The sequence below is a fragment of the Rouxiella sp. T17 genome, assembly GCF_036663475.1.
Taxonomy (GTDB): Bacteria; Pseudomonadota; Gammaproteobacteria; order Enterobacterales; family Enterobacteriaceae; genus Rouxiella.
On sequence record NZ_JAWUEA010000011.1, the window covers coordinates 85,127 to 100,834 of the forward strand.

Annotated in this window: 14 protein-coding genes; 11 read left to right on the forward strand and 3 right to left on the reverse strand. The window is 53.8% G+C overall.

Going from position 1 to position 15,708, the window contains the following annotated elements; genetic code table 11:
- Positions 1-16: 16 nt before the first annotated feature.
- From SC206_RS03595 to SC206_RS03635, 9 genes are read left to right on the forward strand one after another with little or no spacing between them, the layout of a single operon-like run.
- Positions 17-2,785: a type I polyketide synthase gene (locus SC206_RS03595; RefSeq protein ID WP_332734252.1), complete on the forward strand. Its 2,769-nt coding sequence runs from the start codon at positions 17-19 to the stop codon at positions 2,783-2,785.
- Positions 2,782-3,798 (forward strand): 3-oxoacyl-ACP synthase III family protein, encoded by a 1,017-nt coding sequence (locus tag SC206_RS03600; protein WP_332734254.1) that lies wholly within the window; start codon positions 2,782-2,784, stop codon positions 3,796-3,798. Before SC206_RS03595 ends, SC206_RS03600 begins: the two co-directional genes overlap by 4 nt.
- Positions 3,798-5,696 carry an HAD-IIIC family phosphatase gene (locus SC206_RS03605; protein WP_332734256.1) on the forward strand — a complete coding sequence of 633 codons (1,899 nt, stop codon included), beginning with the start codon at positions 3,798-3,800 and terminating at the stop codon, positions 5,694-5,696. The genes SC206_RS03600 and SC206_RS03605 overlap by 1 nt, the downstream gene beginning before the upstream one ends.
- Positions 5,693-5,941 (forward strand): acyl carrier protein, encoded by a 249-nt coding sequence (locus SC206_RS03610; protein WP_332734258.1) that lies wholly within the window; start codon positions 5,693-5,695, stop codon positions 5,939-5,941. The genes SC206_RS03605 and SC206_RS03610 overlap by 4 nt, the downstream gene beginning before the upstream one ends.
- Positions 5,938-6,756: a 2-oxo acid dehydrogenase subunit E2 gene (locus SC206_RS03615; protein ID WP_332734260.1), complete on the forward strand. Its 819-nt coding sequence runs from the start codon at positions 5,938-5,940 to the stop codon at positions 6,754-6,756. Before SC206_RS03610 ends, SC206_RS03615 begins: the two co-directional genes overlap by 4 nt.
- Positions 6,757-6,780: 24 nt before the next feature.
- Positions 6,781-8,001, forward strand: a complete 1,221-nt coding sequence (locus SC206_RS03620) for an FAD-dependent monooxygenase (protein ID WP_332734262.1) — start codon at positions 6,781-6,783, stop codon at positions 7,999-8,001.
- Complete coding sequence (locus SC206_RS03625; RefSeq protein ID WP_332734264.1) at positions 7,998-9,161, forward strand: alpha/beta fold hydrolase; 1,164 nt, start codon at positions 7,998-8,000, stop codon at positions 9,159-9,161. Before SC206_RS03620 ends, SC206_RS03625 begins: the two co-directional genes overlap by 4 nt.
- On the forward strand, positions 9,161-9,925 hold the full coding sequence (locus SC206_RS03630) for a thioesterase II family protein (protein ID WP_332734266.1): 765 nt from the start codon (positions 9,161-9,163) through the stop codon (positions 9,923-9,925). Before SC206_RS03625 ends, SC206_RS03630 begins: the two co-directional genes overlap by 1 nt.
- Before the next feature lie 8 nt (positions 9,926-9,933).
- Positions 9,934-10,341, forward strand: a complete 408-nt coding sequence (locus SC206_RS03635) for a DUF4260 domain-containing protein (protein ID WP_332734268.1) — start codon at positions 9,934-9,936, stop codon at positions 10,339-10,341.
- Here SC206_RS03635 and SC206_RS03640 read toward each other — a convergent pair.
- The 3 genes from SC206_RS03640 to SC206_RS03650 all read right to left on the reverse strand — a co-directional run bounded on the left by SC206_RS03640 (position 10,304) and on the right by SC206_RS03650 (position 14,422).
- Positions 10,304-11,083: a LuxR family transcriptional regulator gene (locus SC206_RS03640; protein ID WP_332734270.1), complete on the reverse strand. Its 780-nt coding sequence runs from the start codon at positions 11,081-11,083 to the stop codon at positions 10,304-10,306. The two genes, SC206_RS03635 and SC206_RS03640, sit on opposite strands and share 38 nt — an antisense overlap.
- Before the next feature lie 175 nt (positions 11,084-11,258).
- Positions 11,259-12,035 (reverse strand): 4'-phosphopantetheinyl transferase family protein, encoded by a 777-nt coding sequence (locus SC206_RS03645; RefSeq protein WP_332734272.1) that lies wholly within the window; start codon positions 12,033-12,035, stop codon positions 11,259-11,261.
- 44 nt (positions 12,036-12,079) lie between these two features.
- Entirely contained in the window at positions 12,080-14,422 is a 2,343-nt protein-coding gene (locus SC206_RS03650; protein ID WP_332734275.1) for a molybdopterin-dependent oxidoreductase, read from the reverse strand.
- Between the two features lie 312 nt (positions 14,423-14,734).
- Between SC206_RS03650 and SC206_RS03655 the strand changes: the two genes are divergently transcribed.
- Together SC206_RS03655 and SC206_RS03660 are read left to right on the forward strand one after the other, a co-directional pair.
- Positions 14,735-14,971 (forward strand): ParD-like family protein, encoded by a 237-nt coding sequence (locus SC206_RS03655; RefSeq protein ID WP_332734277.1) that lies wholly within the window; start codon positions 14,735-14,737, stop codon positions 14,969-14,971.
- Positions 14,940-15,269 (forward strand): type II toxin-antitoxin system RelE/ParE family toxin, encoded by a 330-nt coding sequence (locus SC206_RS03660; RefSeq protein ID WP_332734278.1) that lies wholly within the window; start codon positions 14,940-14,942, stop codon positions 15,267-15,269. Before SC206_RS03655 ends, SC206_RS03660 begins: the two co-directional genes overlap by 32 nt.
- Positions 15,270-15,708 lie beyond the last annotated feature (439 nt).

A 15,708-nucleotide genomic window follows, 5' to 3' on the forward strand; every position in this document is an offset into this window, starting at 1 on the left:
TTATGCAGAGGTTGCTATGACAAACGATCGACTACAGCACGACACGCTAGCCATTACCGGCATGGCCTGCCAGTTTCCGGGTGCCGAAGATCTCGATGCCTATTGGCAGCTGATTAAATACAACAAGATTGCGACGCGCCCATCTTCGCCGTCTGCCCTGCCTGCCGATTATTGCCGCCGCGAGCTGGCCGGCGGTTTTATCAAAGGTGTCGAGCAGTTTGACGCCGAGTTTTTTGGCATCTCCAACCGCGAAGCGCAGCTGATGGACCCGCAGCAGCGCCTGCTGTTGCAAAATATCTGGCACGCCATTGAAGACGCGGGCATTGCGCCGCCGTCGTTGCGGGGCAGTAGAACGGGCGTGTTTGTCGGCGCGATGGCCAACGACTGGGCGGCGCGATCGATTATCGATAATGACGACCTTAACAGTCAGATGATGACGGGGAACGGGCTGGCGCTGCTGGCGAATCGCACCTCTTATCATTATGATTTTAAAGGGCCAAGCTACAGCGTCGACAGCGCCTGTTCAGCCTCGATGGTGGCGCTGAATACCGCGCTGCAAAGTCTGCGCAACGGCGATTGCGACTACGCCATCGTGGCGGGCGTCAACGTGATTGCCACCCCAACCTTGCAGCGTTTTTATCAGCGTTCGGGCATTGCCTCGGTCAAAGGCCAATGTCAGCCGTTTAGCCGTTACAGCGATGGCATCGTGCGCGGCGAAGGCGTGGGCGTGCTGTTTCTCCAGCGCGTGCCGTCGACGGCCAAAACCTACGCCACGCTGGTCGGCAGCACGGTGAATCATAACGGCCAGAGTAATGGCCTCTCCGCGCCAAATCGTTTCTCACAGCAGTCATTACTGACCAATACTTATCAACAGTTTGGCGTGTCGCCCGCCGAAATTGGCTATATCGAATGTCACGGCACGGGCACGGATTTAGGCGATCGCATTGAATTACAGGCGCTGACCAACGTGCTTAACGTGCCCGAGCGCAAAACCCCGTGCCACATCGGCTCGGTTAAAGGGCTGATCGGTCATACAGAGGCCGCCGCCGGTATCGCCGGGGTGATTAAACTGGCGCTGATGCTGCACCACGGCTACATTCCGGCCAGCCTTTACGCCGACACGCCCAATGCGATTCTCGAAAAAAACAGCACGCTTAAACTGCCGCCAATGGGGTATTCACTGCCTGCCGGAGAGGATTTTTATGCCGGGATCAGCAGCTTCGGATTAGGCGGCACCAACGGGCATCTGGTGTTGAAACGCTCGCTCGGCGTAGCGCCTTCGCAAACAGAGGGGGAAGAGCCGCAGCTGATCACCCTTTCAGCCCCCACGCTGGATGCGCTGGCCGATCAGGCGCGTGCTCTGTCGACCTTCCTCGATGGCCATAAAAACCTCTCTCTCCCAGAACTCGCCGCCGCCTCGCGGGAAGTAAAAAGCCAGCAGCGGGTGAAAAAAGCCTGGGTTGCCGCGAGCGCCGAATCACTACACAAGCAGCTGCGTCAGTTTTCGCTCAGCCCCGTCGCGGCTAAAAAAGCGGTGCAACATACCGCGCTCTATTTCAGCGGCGCGGTGGGTGAATCGCAGGTTTTCGGCCAGTCGCTGTTTGACCACGCGCCGACTTTCCGCGAGGCGCTCGAGCGCTGCGACAGCCTGTTTTATCCGCTGCTCGGCCACTCGATTATTTCACTGATGTTTACGGCGGAGACGCCGCTCAACGCCGCGCAGCATAATTTGTGGCTGCCCGCGCTGTTTAGCTGGCACTACGCGCAGGCGAAGTTGCTTATCAATGAAGGCGTTTCGCCGGGTAGTTTGCTGGGCGAAGGCGTTGGCGAATATGTCGCGGCCTGCTTGTCGGGGCTGATTTCGCTGCAAGAAGCGGTGTATCTGGTAGCGCAGCACGCCGAAATCCTGCATTTACAGCAGGTTATCGACGCGCAGGATTTCGTGATGGACGCCACCGCGCCCTACGAAAAGTATCAGCAATTTTATAAGCAGATCCCGCAGCGCGAGCCGCACACGCCGTTTATCTCCTGCGCCCGAGGCAAACAGGTCTCTTCCCTGCGCGACAGCAGCGCGTGGTTGCAGCTGTTTGAAACTTCTGAACAAAGCGACGAACATCGCCAGACTGCGCTCGCTATCAGTCCGGCTGATTTGATTATCGCGACAACGGCTTCTCCCGAACCACGCGGCGATCGTCAATGGCTGGTGTTGAATAGCGGCGATAATGCGGCCTATCAGCAACATCTACACATTATTGCCCAGCTCTATTCCCTTGGTGTGGCGGTGAAATTTACCCGCGCGCAGCAGTACGCCAATCGCGCCGTGCCAAATTACAGTTTCCAAACTACCGGTTTCTGGCTGGCGCCCGTCTCTCACGCGCCGACGGCACAGCCCGTGCAAACGCCTGCCGCTGCGCCGAATTCCATTTCAACTGCTATTTCAAATTCAAGTTCAAGTTCAAGTTCAAGCCCCATTTCAACGTCTGCGCCTGCTGCCACTCACGCGCCTGCCGTCGATCACACCGCCGACGAATTTGTCGCGCGCACGCTGGCGTCGATTCTCGGCTGCGAACCTTCGGCCTTCAAGCTTGAGATGCGGCTGAGCGAAGATCTGGGACTGGACTCGATCGTCGTCATCGAACTTATCGAACGGTTAAACAAAGGCCTGCCGGAAAAACACAAGCTGGCGTTCACCGACACCATGACCATCGTGACCGTCGCCGATTTAAACAAACGCGTTGCCACCCTGATAAGAAACGGCAAAGCCGTTGCGGAGGAGAAAGTATGACGATTTATATCAAAGGATTAGGCCTGTGTACGCCAGGAAAACCCGTCAGCAATGCCGCATTGGCGCAGCGTTTTGCGTTAAACGAAGAGTGGATTTCGCTCTATCTCGGCAATCAGTCGCGCTATTTTGCCACCGATCTTAACAGCGGCGTGCAGCACTATTCGCTGATGGATATCGCCCGTCAGGCGGCGGTCTCGGCGTTGGACAACGCCCAGCTCGACAAGGGAAAAATCGATTTTATTATCATGGCGACCGCCACGCCCGACAAGCTGATGCCCGCGACGGTTAACGAAGTCGCCCATGATTTGGAGCTGTTTAATATCCCGACCTATCAGTTGCAATCGGGCTGCTGCGGCGCGATGCAGGCGCTGCATCTGGCGAATGATTTGCTGTCGAACGGCCACTATCGCTACGGATTAGTGATTGGGGCCGATATCTGCAACAAGTTTATTGACCCGTTAAAAGATTACAGCGATTCGGCGGCCTCGGAAATCATCAACTTTGCGCTGTTTGGCGACGGCGCGGGGGCGGTCGTGCTGACGTCCAACGCCGACGAAAGCCCGCTGGCTATCACTAATTTGCAGTATCGCATCACCGAAAACAGCCTGCCGCCGGGCCAAATCGTTAATTGGCAAGGTAGCCGCGTGCAGGAAATCGAGATGCTGCGCGAAGATTACAAGGCGATTGAAAACACCGTGCCGCAGATGGCCGAAGAGCAAATGCGCCGAATGCTGTGCATGCTGGACGCCGTGCCCGACGACATCGACTGGTTCCTGGTGCCGCAATTGTCGGGTCGAATGACCGCTAAAATCACCGATTTCCTGCAACTTCCGCATGAAAAAACCATTAACTGCGTGGCGGAAACCGGCAATAACGGCAACGCGCTGCTGCTCTTCCAGCTGAGTTATCTGCTCGACGCCATTCAACCCGGCCAACGCGCCGTCGCGCTGACCATCGAGTCTTCGCGCTGGTTAAGCGGCGGTCTGGCGCTGCATCACTGCGGGGTTAAATAATGGAAGCAAACGCCACCTTAACCCCGCTTTCCCACGTTCGCGCGCTGCGCAAAGCGGGCTTTCCGGCTGCCGAACTGCCCGCGCTAAAAGGTTATTTGTCAGTGTTGAACAGCACGGAGGAGCGGCTGCAAGCGGGCGTGGCCTGCCGCGCGCTGGACGCCGACGCCTATACGGCCAGCGGCGGCACGACGTTTAATCTTGCCATCGTCAGTAACTTTTCCTATCAGCCGATCGCCGATGCGCTGCGCAGCCGTTTACTGGCGCGCGGCGTGCTGCCTCGCTTCTATCTCTCTGATTACAATCAGTATCGTTACGAGCTGATGAACGGCGAAAGCGAGCTGTATCGCTCCTCACCCGAGCTGACGCTGTGCCTGCTCGACGGCCATTCGCTGCTCGACGAACTTGGCGATAATTGGCGACACGAAGATCTCGAGCAGGGCCTGCGTAACAAACTTGCCCAGCTGACGCAGTTTGCCGAGCAGTATCATCAATACGCCAGCGGCTTGCTGGTGTTCAATACCCTGCCGCTCTCGGGCAAAACCTTGCAGCAGTGTCTGGATTATCGCGGTCGGGCGCGCGTCAGCCGTTGGTGGGCGCAGTTCAACGCCGACCTCTGTGCGCTGGCCGAGAAGCATCGCCACGTTTTTGTCGTCGATACCCAAACGCTGTTGAGCGCCGATTTTCCACTGCGCGACGACCGGCTTGGATTTTATGCCCGCACGCTGATGAGCAATGAACTGCTCGACGCGCTGGCCGGTGAAGTCGCCGCGATTGTGCTGGCCGCGCGCGGCAAGGCCAAAAAATGTCTGGTGCTGGATCTCGATAACACCCTCTGGGGCGGCATTCTCGGTGACGACGGTATCGACGGCATTCAGCTCAGTAACAGTGCCACCGGCGAGGCGTTTATCTCCTTTCAACAGGTTGTAAAACGGCTAGCGGCGCAGGGCGTTTTGTTGGCTATCAGCAGCAAGAACGATCAGGAAAATGTGCTCGGCCTGTTGCAACAGCGTCAGGATATGGTGCTGAAACAGGAGGATTTTTCGGCCATCGTAGCAAACTGGCAGCCGAAGAGTGACGCGCTGCAAACCATCAGCGAGCTGCTTAATATCGGCAGCGACAGTTTGGTGTTTATCGACGACAGCGCCTTTGAGCGCGAAGAAGTGCGGCTCCAGCATCCGCTCGTCAGCGTGGTGAATCCAGGCAGCGATCCGGCCGAATATACCGCCGCGCTGGTCAAGGGCAACGATTTTTGTCAGCTGGAGCTGAATAAAGAAGATTACCAGCGCAGCAAGCTTTACCAGACCGAAGCGCGGCGCAAGGTGCTGCAAAATGACAGTCCGTCGCTCGAGGCTTTTCTGGCCGAACTACAGCTGAAACTGACGCTTTTCACACCCACCGGCCACGAGCTGACGCGCATTTCGCAGCTCAGCCTGCGCACCAATCAATTTAACATGACCACCCGTCGGATGAGTGAAAGCGAGGTAGATGCCTGGCTGGCGCGGCCGCAGCACGGCATTATCGCGCTACAAAGCAGCGATCGCTTCGGCGAATATGGCCTGATCGGCTGCCTGTTTAACCATCGCGAGCACCACACGCTGTGGATCGACAACTTTTTGCTGAGCTGTCGGGTATTTTCACGCCAGCTTGAAACCGCCGCGCTAAATCACCTGCTCGGCTGGGCGCAGCAGCTCGGTTGCACAGAGATTCGAGCGCGTTACGTGCCGACGCAGAAAAATCACAAGGTGGCGGATTTCTATTTACGTCACGGTTTTACCGCCATTATTTCCGAAACGGACGGCAGCGAGCACGGCTGTGAATACCTTCACCCGCTCGCCAGCGCCGCCGCGATCCCCGCTCATATTGAACTTGTAGCCTCTTATCAGGAGACGTTGTCATGACCTCAACCCACACCTACAGCACCACCGAATTCCTGGCCTTTATCAACGCCTTTATGACTACCGACGCCACCGAAGAGCAGCTGGATCTGCCGCTGGTGAATCTTGAAAACTGGGATTCGATCAACGCCGTGCGCCTGCTAAGCCAGCTGGAAAAAGAGCTGGACGTCCGCCTGCCGGTCGCCGATTACCTACAGGCCAACACGCTGCGCCAACTTTACGAACTGACTCAACGGAGCGTGGCATGAGTCATAAAGCGCAGCGTTTTCCGAGCCATCGACAGCACACGCTGCTGTTTTTAGAACAGTCGCACGCCTATCGGCCAGTGGCTATCGACAGTGAAGTCGAGATGACGCAGGTGGTGCATCATCGCCAGCAGCACGGCCAGCAACAGGGTAAAAAGTTCAGCTATCTGGCCTACTTTATTCAGGCAATGGCCGAAGTGGTGGCGGATTATCCAGAAACCAATACCGTGTTTTTAGGCAAGCTGTTTCCAAAACTGGTCCAGCTTGGCGAAGTTAATGCCAAATTCACGCTGGATAAGCAGGTCGATGGCGCGCGCATTGTGGCCTCAGCCGTGATTGAACGGGCCGATCGGCAGTCGCTCGAAGCGATTCAACAGCAAATTGACTATTACAAGGGGCAAGAGTTGGCAGATTGCCCCGAGTTTGCGCCGATCCGCAAAATTCATAAAGCCCCGCTGCTGCTGGGCCGCCTGCTGTTTCGCTACGCCATGCAGCGCCCTGAAATCAAAAGCCGCGTGCAGGGTTCGTTTACCGTGACCTCGCTCGGCGGGCGCGACGTGAGCCGCTTTATTCCCCTGCCCGGCTCGACGCTTACGCTTGGCGTAAGTGATATTCGCGATCGTCCGCTGGTAAAAAACGGCGAGCTGGTGATTGCTCCCGCCACCACGCTAACGCTGGTGTTTGACCATCGGGTGCTCGACGGCGCGGTCGCTGCGGAAGTGCTATCGAAAATCAAACTCAAGCTGGAGCAATTTTCTCGGCAAACCGAGTTAACTCAACACGCTATGTCCCACTCTGTGCCACAACCGGCCGCTTAGGGCGCTTAACTGGAGAACACCGTCATGACCGATATTTGTATTGTTGGGGCTGGGCCTGCCGGGCTGGTGCTGGCGTTGCAGCTGGCGCGCGCGGGAGCCGATATTGTCGTGGTTGAAAGCTCGCTGACCTATAAACGCTCGTTTCGCGGCGAGTCGATGCAGCCTGATACCGTCAGTATTTTCAAAGAGTTGGGCATTCTTGATGACCTGTTGGCGCACGGCTGTCTTGAAACGCATCAAATGATGCTGACGGAGCGCGGTAAATCGCTGCTGACCATTAACTACACCGGCGTGCCTTATCGCCATAAATTTGTGATGGATATTCCGCAGCCGGTGTTGCTTGAAGCGCTGAAAAAACGACTCGAAACCTATCCCAACTGCAAGATGATTCGGGGCGCGACCTGCGAAGGGTTGCTGTGGGCGGACAACAGCGTAAGCGGCATTTCTTATCGTCTGCACGATGAAAAACAGCCGGTAAACCTGCTCGCCAGACTGGTCATTGGTGCCGACGGACGTTATAGCAAAGTCCGTGATTTCAGCAAGTTGGAATGGAAAAAACACGCCGCCGCCCGCGACGTGCTGTGGTTTAAGGTGCCGCTGCCCGCCAACGCGCCCGACAATACTGCGCGCATTATGATTGATGGCGCGAATCACCTGATTCTGCTGCCGACCTTTCCTGACTATTATCGCGCGGGTATTAACGTGCCGAAAGGCGGCTTTCTGGCGCTGCGACGTCAGGGGCTGGAATCTTTTTATCAGCTGGTTGAAGGGATCGATGCCGAATTCGGTCAGCACGTGCGCGAGCATGTTAAAAGCTGGACCGACGTCCACCTGCTCGACATTTTCACCACTACCATGCCGCAGTGGGGGCGCGAAGGGCTATTGCTGATTGGCGATGCCGCCCACACCGTCACGCCGCTGCTGGGTCAGGGAGTAAATCTTGCCATTCAAGACGCCATGACGCTGGCCCCGATGCTGTCGCGCGCGCTCGAAGAAAACGGCCCCGACATCCGTTTATGTCAGGCGTTTCAGGCCAAACGTCAGGCGGAAGTCGACTTTGTGGTTAATCTCCAGTTCCGTCAGGAAAAACTCCTCGGCGCGCACACGCCTATGCAGCAAATTTTAAGGCGCTTCAATTATTCGCTCCTTAACCAGTTTACTTTCATACAGCGCAAGATTAATAACCGCATCGCCTACCGTCGTCAGCGCCAGCTGCAACTTTTTCAGGAAGGAAGCCAGCCATGAACCCGTCGAATTCATCAAGCTATCTCACTGAATTAAAGAACTTTGTTTTGCTGCATTCTCAGGCACAGCAGCTGGACCAACGCGAGGTTCGGGCAATTTTGGAAACCATTACTCACGCCGAGGGTGAAGATGCCGGAAGCTGGTGCGCGCAATGGTTTAAGGCCGCTGAGCGTGAATCTGCTCGGCAAAACTGGGCCTCGGCGACCAAGCTTTACAGCCTGGCGCGCTTTCCGTATGTCGAAACCGAGTTTCAGCAGCGGGCCCACGAGGGCGCGATCAACAGTTTCGAACAGTCAATGCAGCAGGCTAAGGTGACTTTCGAAACGTTAGAGATCGAAAATGGTGCCTTCAAGGCCTATGCGACAGGCCTCGACAAAGGCTGGCCGCTGCTGGTGGTGTGCGGCGGCATTGTGTCTATCAAAGAGCAGTGGCAGCGATTTTTGCTGCTGGCCGCGCGGATCAAACTTTGCGTGGTAGTCACCGAAATGCCCGGCGTGGGTGAAAATACGCTGCGTTATACGCCGCAGAGCTGGGCGATGTTTCCGCAGCTGATTGATGCCGTTCAGGGCCGCGCCGATACTCGTCAGTGCCATTTGATGGCGCTGAGTTTTAGTGGTCATCTGGCGATGCACGCGGCGGCTAGAGATCCGCGCATTCGCGGCATTACCACCGTCGGTGCGCCGGTTGCCAGCTTTTTCCGCCAGTACAACACGCGTTCGGTGCCGCTGGTGACGCGCCAAACCCTGTCTTATCTAACAGGTTTGAGTGGAGAATCACTGTTTAAACAGATGCCGGACTGGCAGATTACTCAGGAGAATCTGCCGCCGCTAACGATTCCGGTGCACTATTTGCAAAGTCAGTTTGACGAGATTATTCCGCTATCAGAAGTGAATTCGTTGAAGAAGGTGGCGCGCGATATGCGGCTTTACCAGTTGGCCGACGTACACGGTTCGCCCAATTATATGCATCTGGTCGCACCGTGGGCGTTGTCATCGATTCTGTCGAGTTTCCCGTCGCGTCGCAGGCAGGCCGCACTCTTCAGGCTAGTTTGGCAGGTGAAACAGTTTTGGTCGCGACGTCGGGCGGTCAGGCCAAAATCGCCCGCGGTTAACCACGTGGTGGCTGCACCCGTTATGGCAAATGAAAGCAGGAGCGAATAATGATCGAGGGTAAAATGGATGATACCAATCGTTGGCTGGCCCATGAACCGGTGGATGACGGCAGAATAAATCTGGTCTGCTTTCCGTATGCGGGCGGCACCAGCGCAATGTTCACCCGCTGGAGAATGGCGTTGCCGGACTGGATAAACATCTGTCCGGTAGTATTTCCGGGCCGTGAAAGCCTGATAAAACAGCCAGCTGAAACGGATTTCACTACGCTGGCGGACAAACTGGCCACGGGCCTGTTGCCCCAGCTTAAAGGAAAAAGGTTTGCGCTTTATGGCCACAGTATGGGCGCGTGGTTTGCCCACGATTTGGCCATTATGGCCAGCGCGTTGGGCTTTGCGCCAAGCGCGCTGCTGGTTAGCGGTCAGCGTGCGCCGCAGATTGCCTACCCTTTCACACCGAATCGCGAGATGAATGACGCCACGCTGCTGGATTTTATCCTGTCGTTTGGCGGCATCGATACCGAATTGCTAAACAATCAGGCTTGGGTAAGTTGGATGCTGGCGTTGCTGCGCGCCGATCTTTCGCTCTGTGAAACGCATCCTCCTGTCACGATGGATACGCCGCTGGACTGCGAGTTGCATCTGTTTGCCAATGACAGCGATCCGCTGGTCAAGCTCGAGGCGCAAATGGCGTGGCGACAGCAAACCAGCGGCGGTTTTAGCCATACTCAACACAAAGGCGGTCACTTTTTTATTCGCAGCGATACTCGAGAATTTCTTTATCAACTGGCATTCGTGCTTGAACATCTTAATTAGGAAATACCATGCGCTTACAACATCTTATTATTGTCCGGCTGGAGAACTTGCTGCTGCTGCTGGCCGGTATTGGCCTTTATTGGCACCTGCAATATAGCTGGCTGACGCTTTGTTATTTGATTCTGATCCCCGACGTCGCAATGGTGGCCTATTTGGTCAGTAATAAAGCGGGCGCATTGTTTTATAATCTGACCCATACCTTTGTGCTGCCGCTGATTCTGCTCGCCTTTTATCCGCTCTATCCCGCCGTATTATTGGTGGTAATCGCCTGGATAATACATATCAGCTTCGACCGCGCCCTGGGCTATGGATTAAAAAGTCCGCAAGGCTTCAAGATTACCCATCTTGCCGCCGAATCTACTCAATCTATTAAGCCCGTTACCGGCGTTCATCCGGATAAATCTTTGGCCGGATAACATTGCCAAGAATACCTCGTGCGACCGCGTGCTGGCGATTTTTAGCGCCAAATTTCTCGGTCGCATTATTCAAATGAAACATCACCGTGCGTTCGCTAATACAGAGTATCCTCGATATTTCCCACGACGTTTTCCCCTCGCAGGCCCAAAACAGACAATCATATTCGCGCGCGGTGAGTTTTATTTTGTCCAGCGACTGATCTTTATTTAGCCAGTTATTGCGGTTGACGCTGTCAATAAGATGGCTGGTCAGCAGCATGGCGTAGGGCGTCATGGCATTGAAAATATGTTCACTCTTTTCAGGCGCTTGCCGGCTGATCAAGCTTAACATTCCCGCGCCGCCGGAAGGTGTTCTCAGTGGAATACTCAACCCTGAAGTTAAGCCAAAACCCTTGGCGTTGTGCATCATGACCTGATATTGCGAGTCGTTGTATTCGGGAAGTTGAATAAGCTTGTGCCAGAGAATAGGAACGGTATTGGAAAAGCAGTAGGAGGTGACAGGGTCGATACGTTGAAACTCGCGTCGGTGGTAAAATTCGCACCAGTCGCCGGGTAAATTGTCGATAATAAGAATATCGGGATCGGCGAGCGAGGTAGAGTGACAAAGTCCGAACATGAAGTAATCCACCCCAGCCTGTTTAAAGAAACTGGAGCACACGGCAGAAAGCATTTCCTTGCTGTCGGCACGCTGTATTTTCTGAAGAGTATTATTGAGGGATTGAGAAAGTAAATTACTGTCCATTTCCTCTCCTGTTCTTATCGAGGCTTAAGGATCGAGGCTAAAGGAAGAACTTACTATGATACATATAAACTTTTAAACAAGTAATTAAAGTATACATAATGTTACTGAACGACTTTGGGCATTTATTATAAGTCAATAACATAGCCCAAAGAGTTAGGATTAAGCTTAGACGCGACTATTTATAAACCTCTTGATGGAAAATAATCAGGGTCAGGATATTTTTCCCATCAAATAGATACTCTCCCGAAAACCGCATACCACGCGGATAATCGTTATTAATATCTTGAGTGAGTGCGAGTACAAAGCTATTTTCGGCTGCATTAATCGATTCAACTACGGCATATTCGAAACCAAAGAATACCTTTACCAGCGGATAAAGCGCCTTGAATAAACTCTCTTTAGCCGAAAAGGCTAATAATAAGGCAAAATCACTATTAATAGTGAGGGTTTTAATAGCGAGGGTTTTAAGAGAGAGGGTGTTAAGAGAGAAAGTATTGAGCCATTTAGCCTCGGCGGGAGAAACAATGCTGTCGGCTATTTCGCGTAATACCGCCGGATTAAAGGTTTCAATATCTACGCCAGGATAAACGTTCGCCTGATCGGTAATGATTGCGATGGCCTGATTGTCGCCGTGAGAAATAGTCCCCGTGATTCCACGCGGCCAGCACGGTGAGCGATCGCTATTTTTGCCAACTTCTCGACTCGATCCATACTGCTCCAGCAATTGCGCGCAGCAGTAGCGCCCCGCCAAATATTCTGCTTTGCGTTTCACCACGGCGCGATGTAGGTGGTCAACATGTTGCAGATCATGACGAGCAAACTCGGCGTCGCTGTAGGCCTCACGGTTAAATGTTACCTTGCAGTAGCGAACGGCGGCGTTGGCGCTGATGACCCCTTCTTCCGTGTCGAGTATAAATCCGGACTGTGTCGACCGATGCGTTGGGGTCAGCATGCTGTCACTTCCTTTTGCTTGGCGTAATTAATGTCGTTTGAAGGTTAAGGCGCTGCAACAAAAGCCGGCGGCTCGAAGGCGGTTACCTCGGGCAGTGGCTCATTGAAAGGCGTAATCTGCACCCAGCAACTTTGGGCGCTGCATCCCTGCCCTAAACGCGAACTGCCGCGATCTTCGGTTAACACGTTGGGATTACCGTGTTTATCCAAAGAGTTAGGCTGTTGAACATCTAGCGGATCGTACCAGGCGCCGGTCGATATTTGCACCACGCCCCGACGAATATCACTGCTCAAATGCACACCGGCCAGAATCGCGCCGCGATCGTTAAACACTTTAACCACGCTGCCTTCTGTCACGCCACGCGCGGCTGCATCGGCCGGATGCAGCCACAGCGGCTCGCGGTCGTGAATTTTGGTACGGCGACTGACACTGCCGTGATCGTATTGACTATGCAGGCGAGTGCGCGGCTGGCTCGAAAGCAGGTGCAGCGGCCAACGGGCGGCCATCTCCTGTTGCTCGTCGGCATCGGGCTGATACCAGAACGGATGGCCCGGACACTCTTCATAGCCAAAATCGGCCACCGTTTGCGAGAACAGTTCGATTTTGCCAGACGGCGTGGCGAGCGGCGCAGCAAGCGGGTTATCTCGAAACGCCTTCAGGAAAATCTGCGGCTCATCGGGAAGCGCATACTCTAACTTACCCTGCGCCCAGAAATCGTCAAAAGCAGGCAGTTCGATACCGTCGGCCTGCGCGCGCGGCATTGAGCCTTCATACATATGACGGATCCAGCCAGCGGCGTCGCGCCCTTCGGTGAAGCTCTCGCCGAAACCCATCTGCTCAGCCAGCGCGCTGAAAATTGCGTAATCGTCACGCGCCTCAAACTGCGCGGCGAGGTGCTGACGCATGGCAATCATAAAGCCGTCATTGCTCGAGCTGCCAATATCTTCACGTTCAAGCGAGGTGGTGGCCGGAAACACGATGTCGGCAAATTTGGCCTGCGCGGTCCAGTATTGCTCATGCACGATAACGGTGTCGGGCTGGCGCCATGCTTCAATCAAACGGTTGAGATCCTGATGATGGTGGAACGCGTTGCCGCCCGCCCAATAGACCACGCGAATATCGGGATAGGTGCAATCTTTGCCATCAAATTGGTAGGACCCGCCCGGGTTGAGCAGCATGTCGGAGAGGCGCGCCACGGGAATTCTATCGCTGACTGGATTTTTTCCGGCTGGAAAACGCGGGCCGGAGAAGGTCCGGCGATTGGCACCGGCCAGATTGGTCGACGCGTAGGCAAAGCCAAGTCCACCACCCGGCGTGCCGATTTGTCCAATCAATGCTGCCAGCGCGACCGTCGCCCAAAAAGTTTGCTCGCCCTGACGCGCGCGCTGCAACGACCACGCAATATTAATCATGGTGCGCTTGGTGCTCATCTGACGGGCTAGCGTACGAATATAATCAGCCTCGAGTCCGGTCAGTTTGGCCGCCCAATCAGGCGACTTCGCGATGCCGTCTTTCTCACCGAATAAATAGGCTTTATAAGGCGCGAATCCTACCGTATGAGTACTGACAAAATCGGCGTGATAGAGCGATTCTTCAATTAATACATAGCTTAACGCCAGCAACAGCGCGGTGTCGCTACCGGGTTTTAATGAGAGCCATTCAGCATTGGTTACGCCGGAGAGATCGTTTTTTACCGGACTGACGTTAATAAATTGGGTGCCATTCTGCTGCATTTGGCCCAACCAATGTTTGAGCGAATGATCGTTCGCCCCGCCACCGTTGACCTGAGCATTACGCAGCGGTAAACCACCAAAGGCCACAAACAGTTCGCAGTGTTCCGCTAACGAGGACCAATGGGTATGCTGTTTTTGCAGCACGTCGAGGTCGCCAATAATGTGCGGCAACAGACGTTCGGCGGCCGCGAGACTGTAGGTGTTGGTGCTGCCGGTATAGCCGCCCAACTGATTGAAAAAGCGATGCAGTTGGCTTTGCGCGTGGTGAAAACGCCCTGCGCTCGACCAGCCGTACGATCCCGCGTAAAAGGCCTCGTTGCCATAGGTTTTTTTAACGCGCGCCAGCTCATCGGCAGCTAAGGCGATGGCCGTTTCCCAGCTGACTTCGACAAACGGCTCCTTTCCGCGTCCGTGGCGCGAATCGCGGCCATGTTGCAGATAACCTAAACGAACGGCAGGACGCTTAATACGACTCGGACCACTGACCGCGCCGACCAGTGACTGACCAATCTCGGAGGGGTTTTTATCCCATTCGACGGGATCGATCTTTGTCAGCTCACCTTCGGAGGTGGTGACGCGATAGGTGCCCCAATGCATGACGGCAAGGTCGTGTTCACTGTGGTTGTTTTTCGGGATAGTAGTCTTTGGGATCATAAGTCGGGATCGTTTTCTGGTGTGAAGTGTTGAGAAAGTTAATAGCAAAAACATTATCACAGCGGATCTCCCCGCCGTGATGATTTTTATAATATCGAATATTTTATCATATGATTATGCAGGATAAGCATTAAGGCGTGCTGTGGCTTAGCGTTTCGAATCAACCAGTAGACAAGCTCGCTATGCGCGTCATTAAATTGCATAGCGCGACAATTTGTCGCATAATCTACTATAGTGCTTTTAACACTTACGTATCGATTTAACCACTCCAATACCTTACTGGCACGAGTGATGACATAAAGAGGTTTCAAAATGGCAACAAGCATTCGTTTAGACGATGATTTTGTTGAAGAAGTTAAAATACACGCAGAAGCGATGAGTCGTAGCGTGCCAAAGCAAATTGAGCACTGGGCCAAGATTGGCCGCATAGCTGAGGACAACCCCCATCTGCCGTTTTCCTTTATCAATGAAATCCTGCTGGCGAAATCAGAAATGGATAACGGGAGAATGAAGAAATATGTGCGTAGAAAAGACAAAGCAGGAAATTGAGGTTTACCAATCAAGTCGTTTTGAGAAAGCCTTTAACCGCCTGAGCGAACAGGATCAGGATAGTGTGGATGAAGAGATTGAGCGCATCATTGCAAACCCGGAAATAGGCGAACGCAAAAAAGGCATTCTCAGCTATCTTTGGGTGCATAAGTTTTACATCGGGAAGCAGCAATATCAGCTTGATTACACTTGGCTGGACCAAAAACTGAATATCAATCTCCTGAGCCTGGGCGCGCATGAGAATTATTACAGTGACCAGAAGCGGCACCGCAAAGCAGACCTGAAATTAATCGGGTAAAGTCGAGCAAGGAAATATATGGCGTTGAAAACTCAGCGCCGCCTTATCACTCACCACTTAAACCACTACGCCCTATACTGACAAATTGTCATCCAAATTAACCGGTGGAAATTTGTCACAGGTACTTGTCATTAAATTGTCAATCAAGAGTCGCCTAAGAAGCATTTTCAATTACCTATATTACGCACTTTGGCTGGCTGTAGCGTCGGAAGTCTGCCGACGCAAGTCTTGAAAATGCGCCCTATCCCACAAGCCAGTTTGATGAATAGGCGGCACGACCGGCCTCCAGCGTGCCATGGAATGTGTGTTGTTCTCATCAACGGACTACAGTTGCAAAGTTAATTTTGAAACGATTAAATCGCATCCAATATAAGTTCAAATATAATTTCACATATATTTTAAAAAATTAAAGCGTAATTGATGATATTGAAATTTTCAG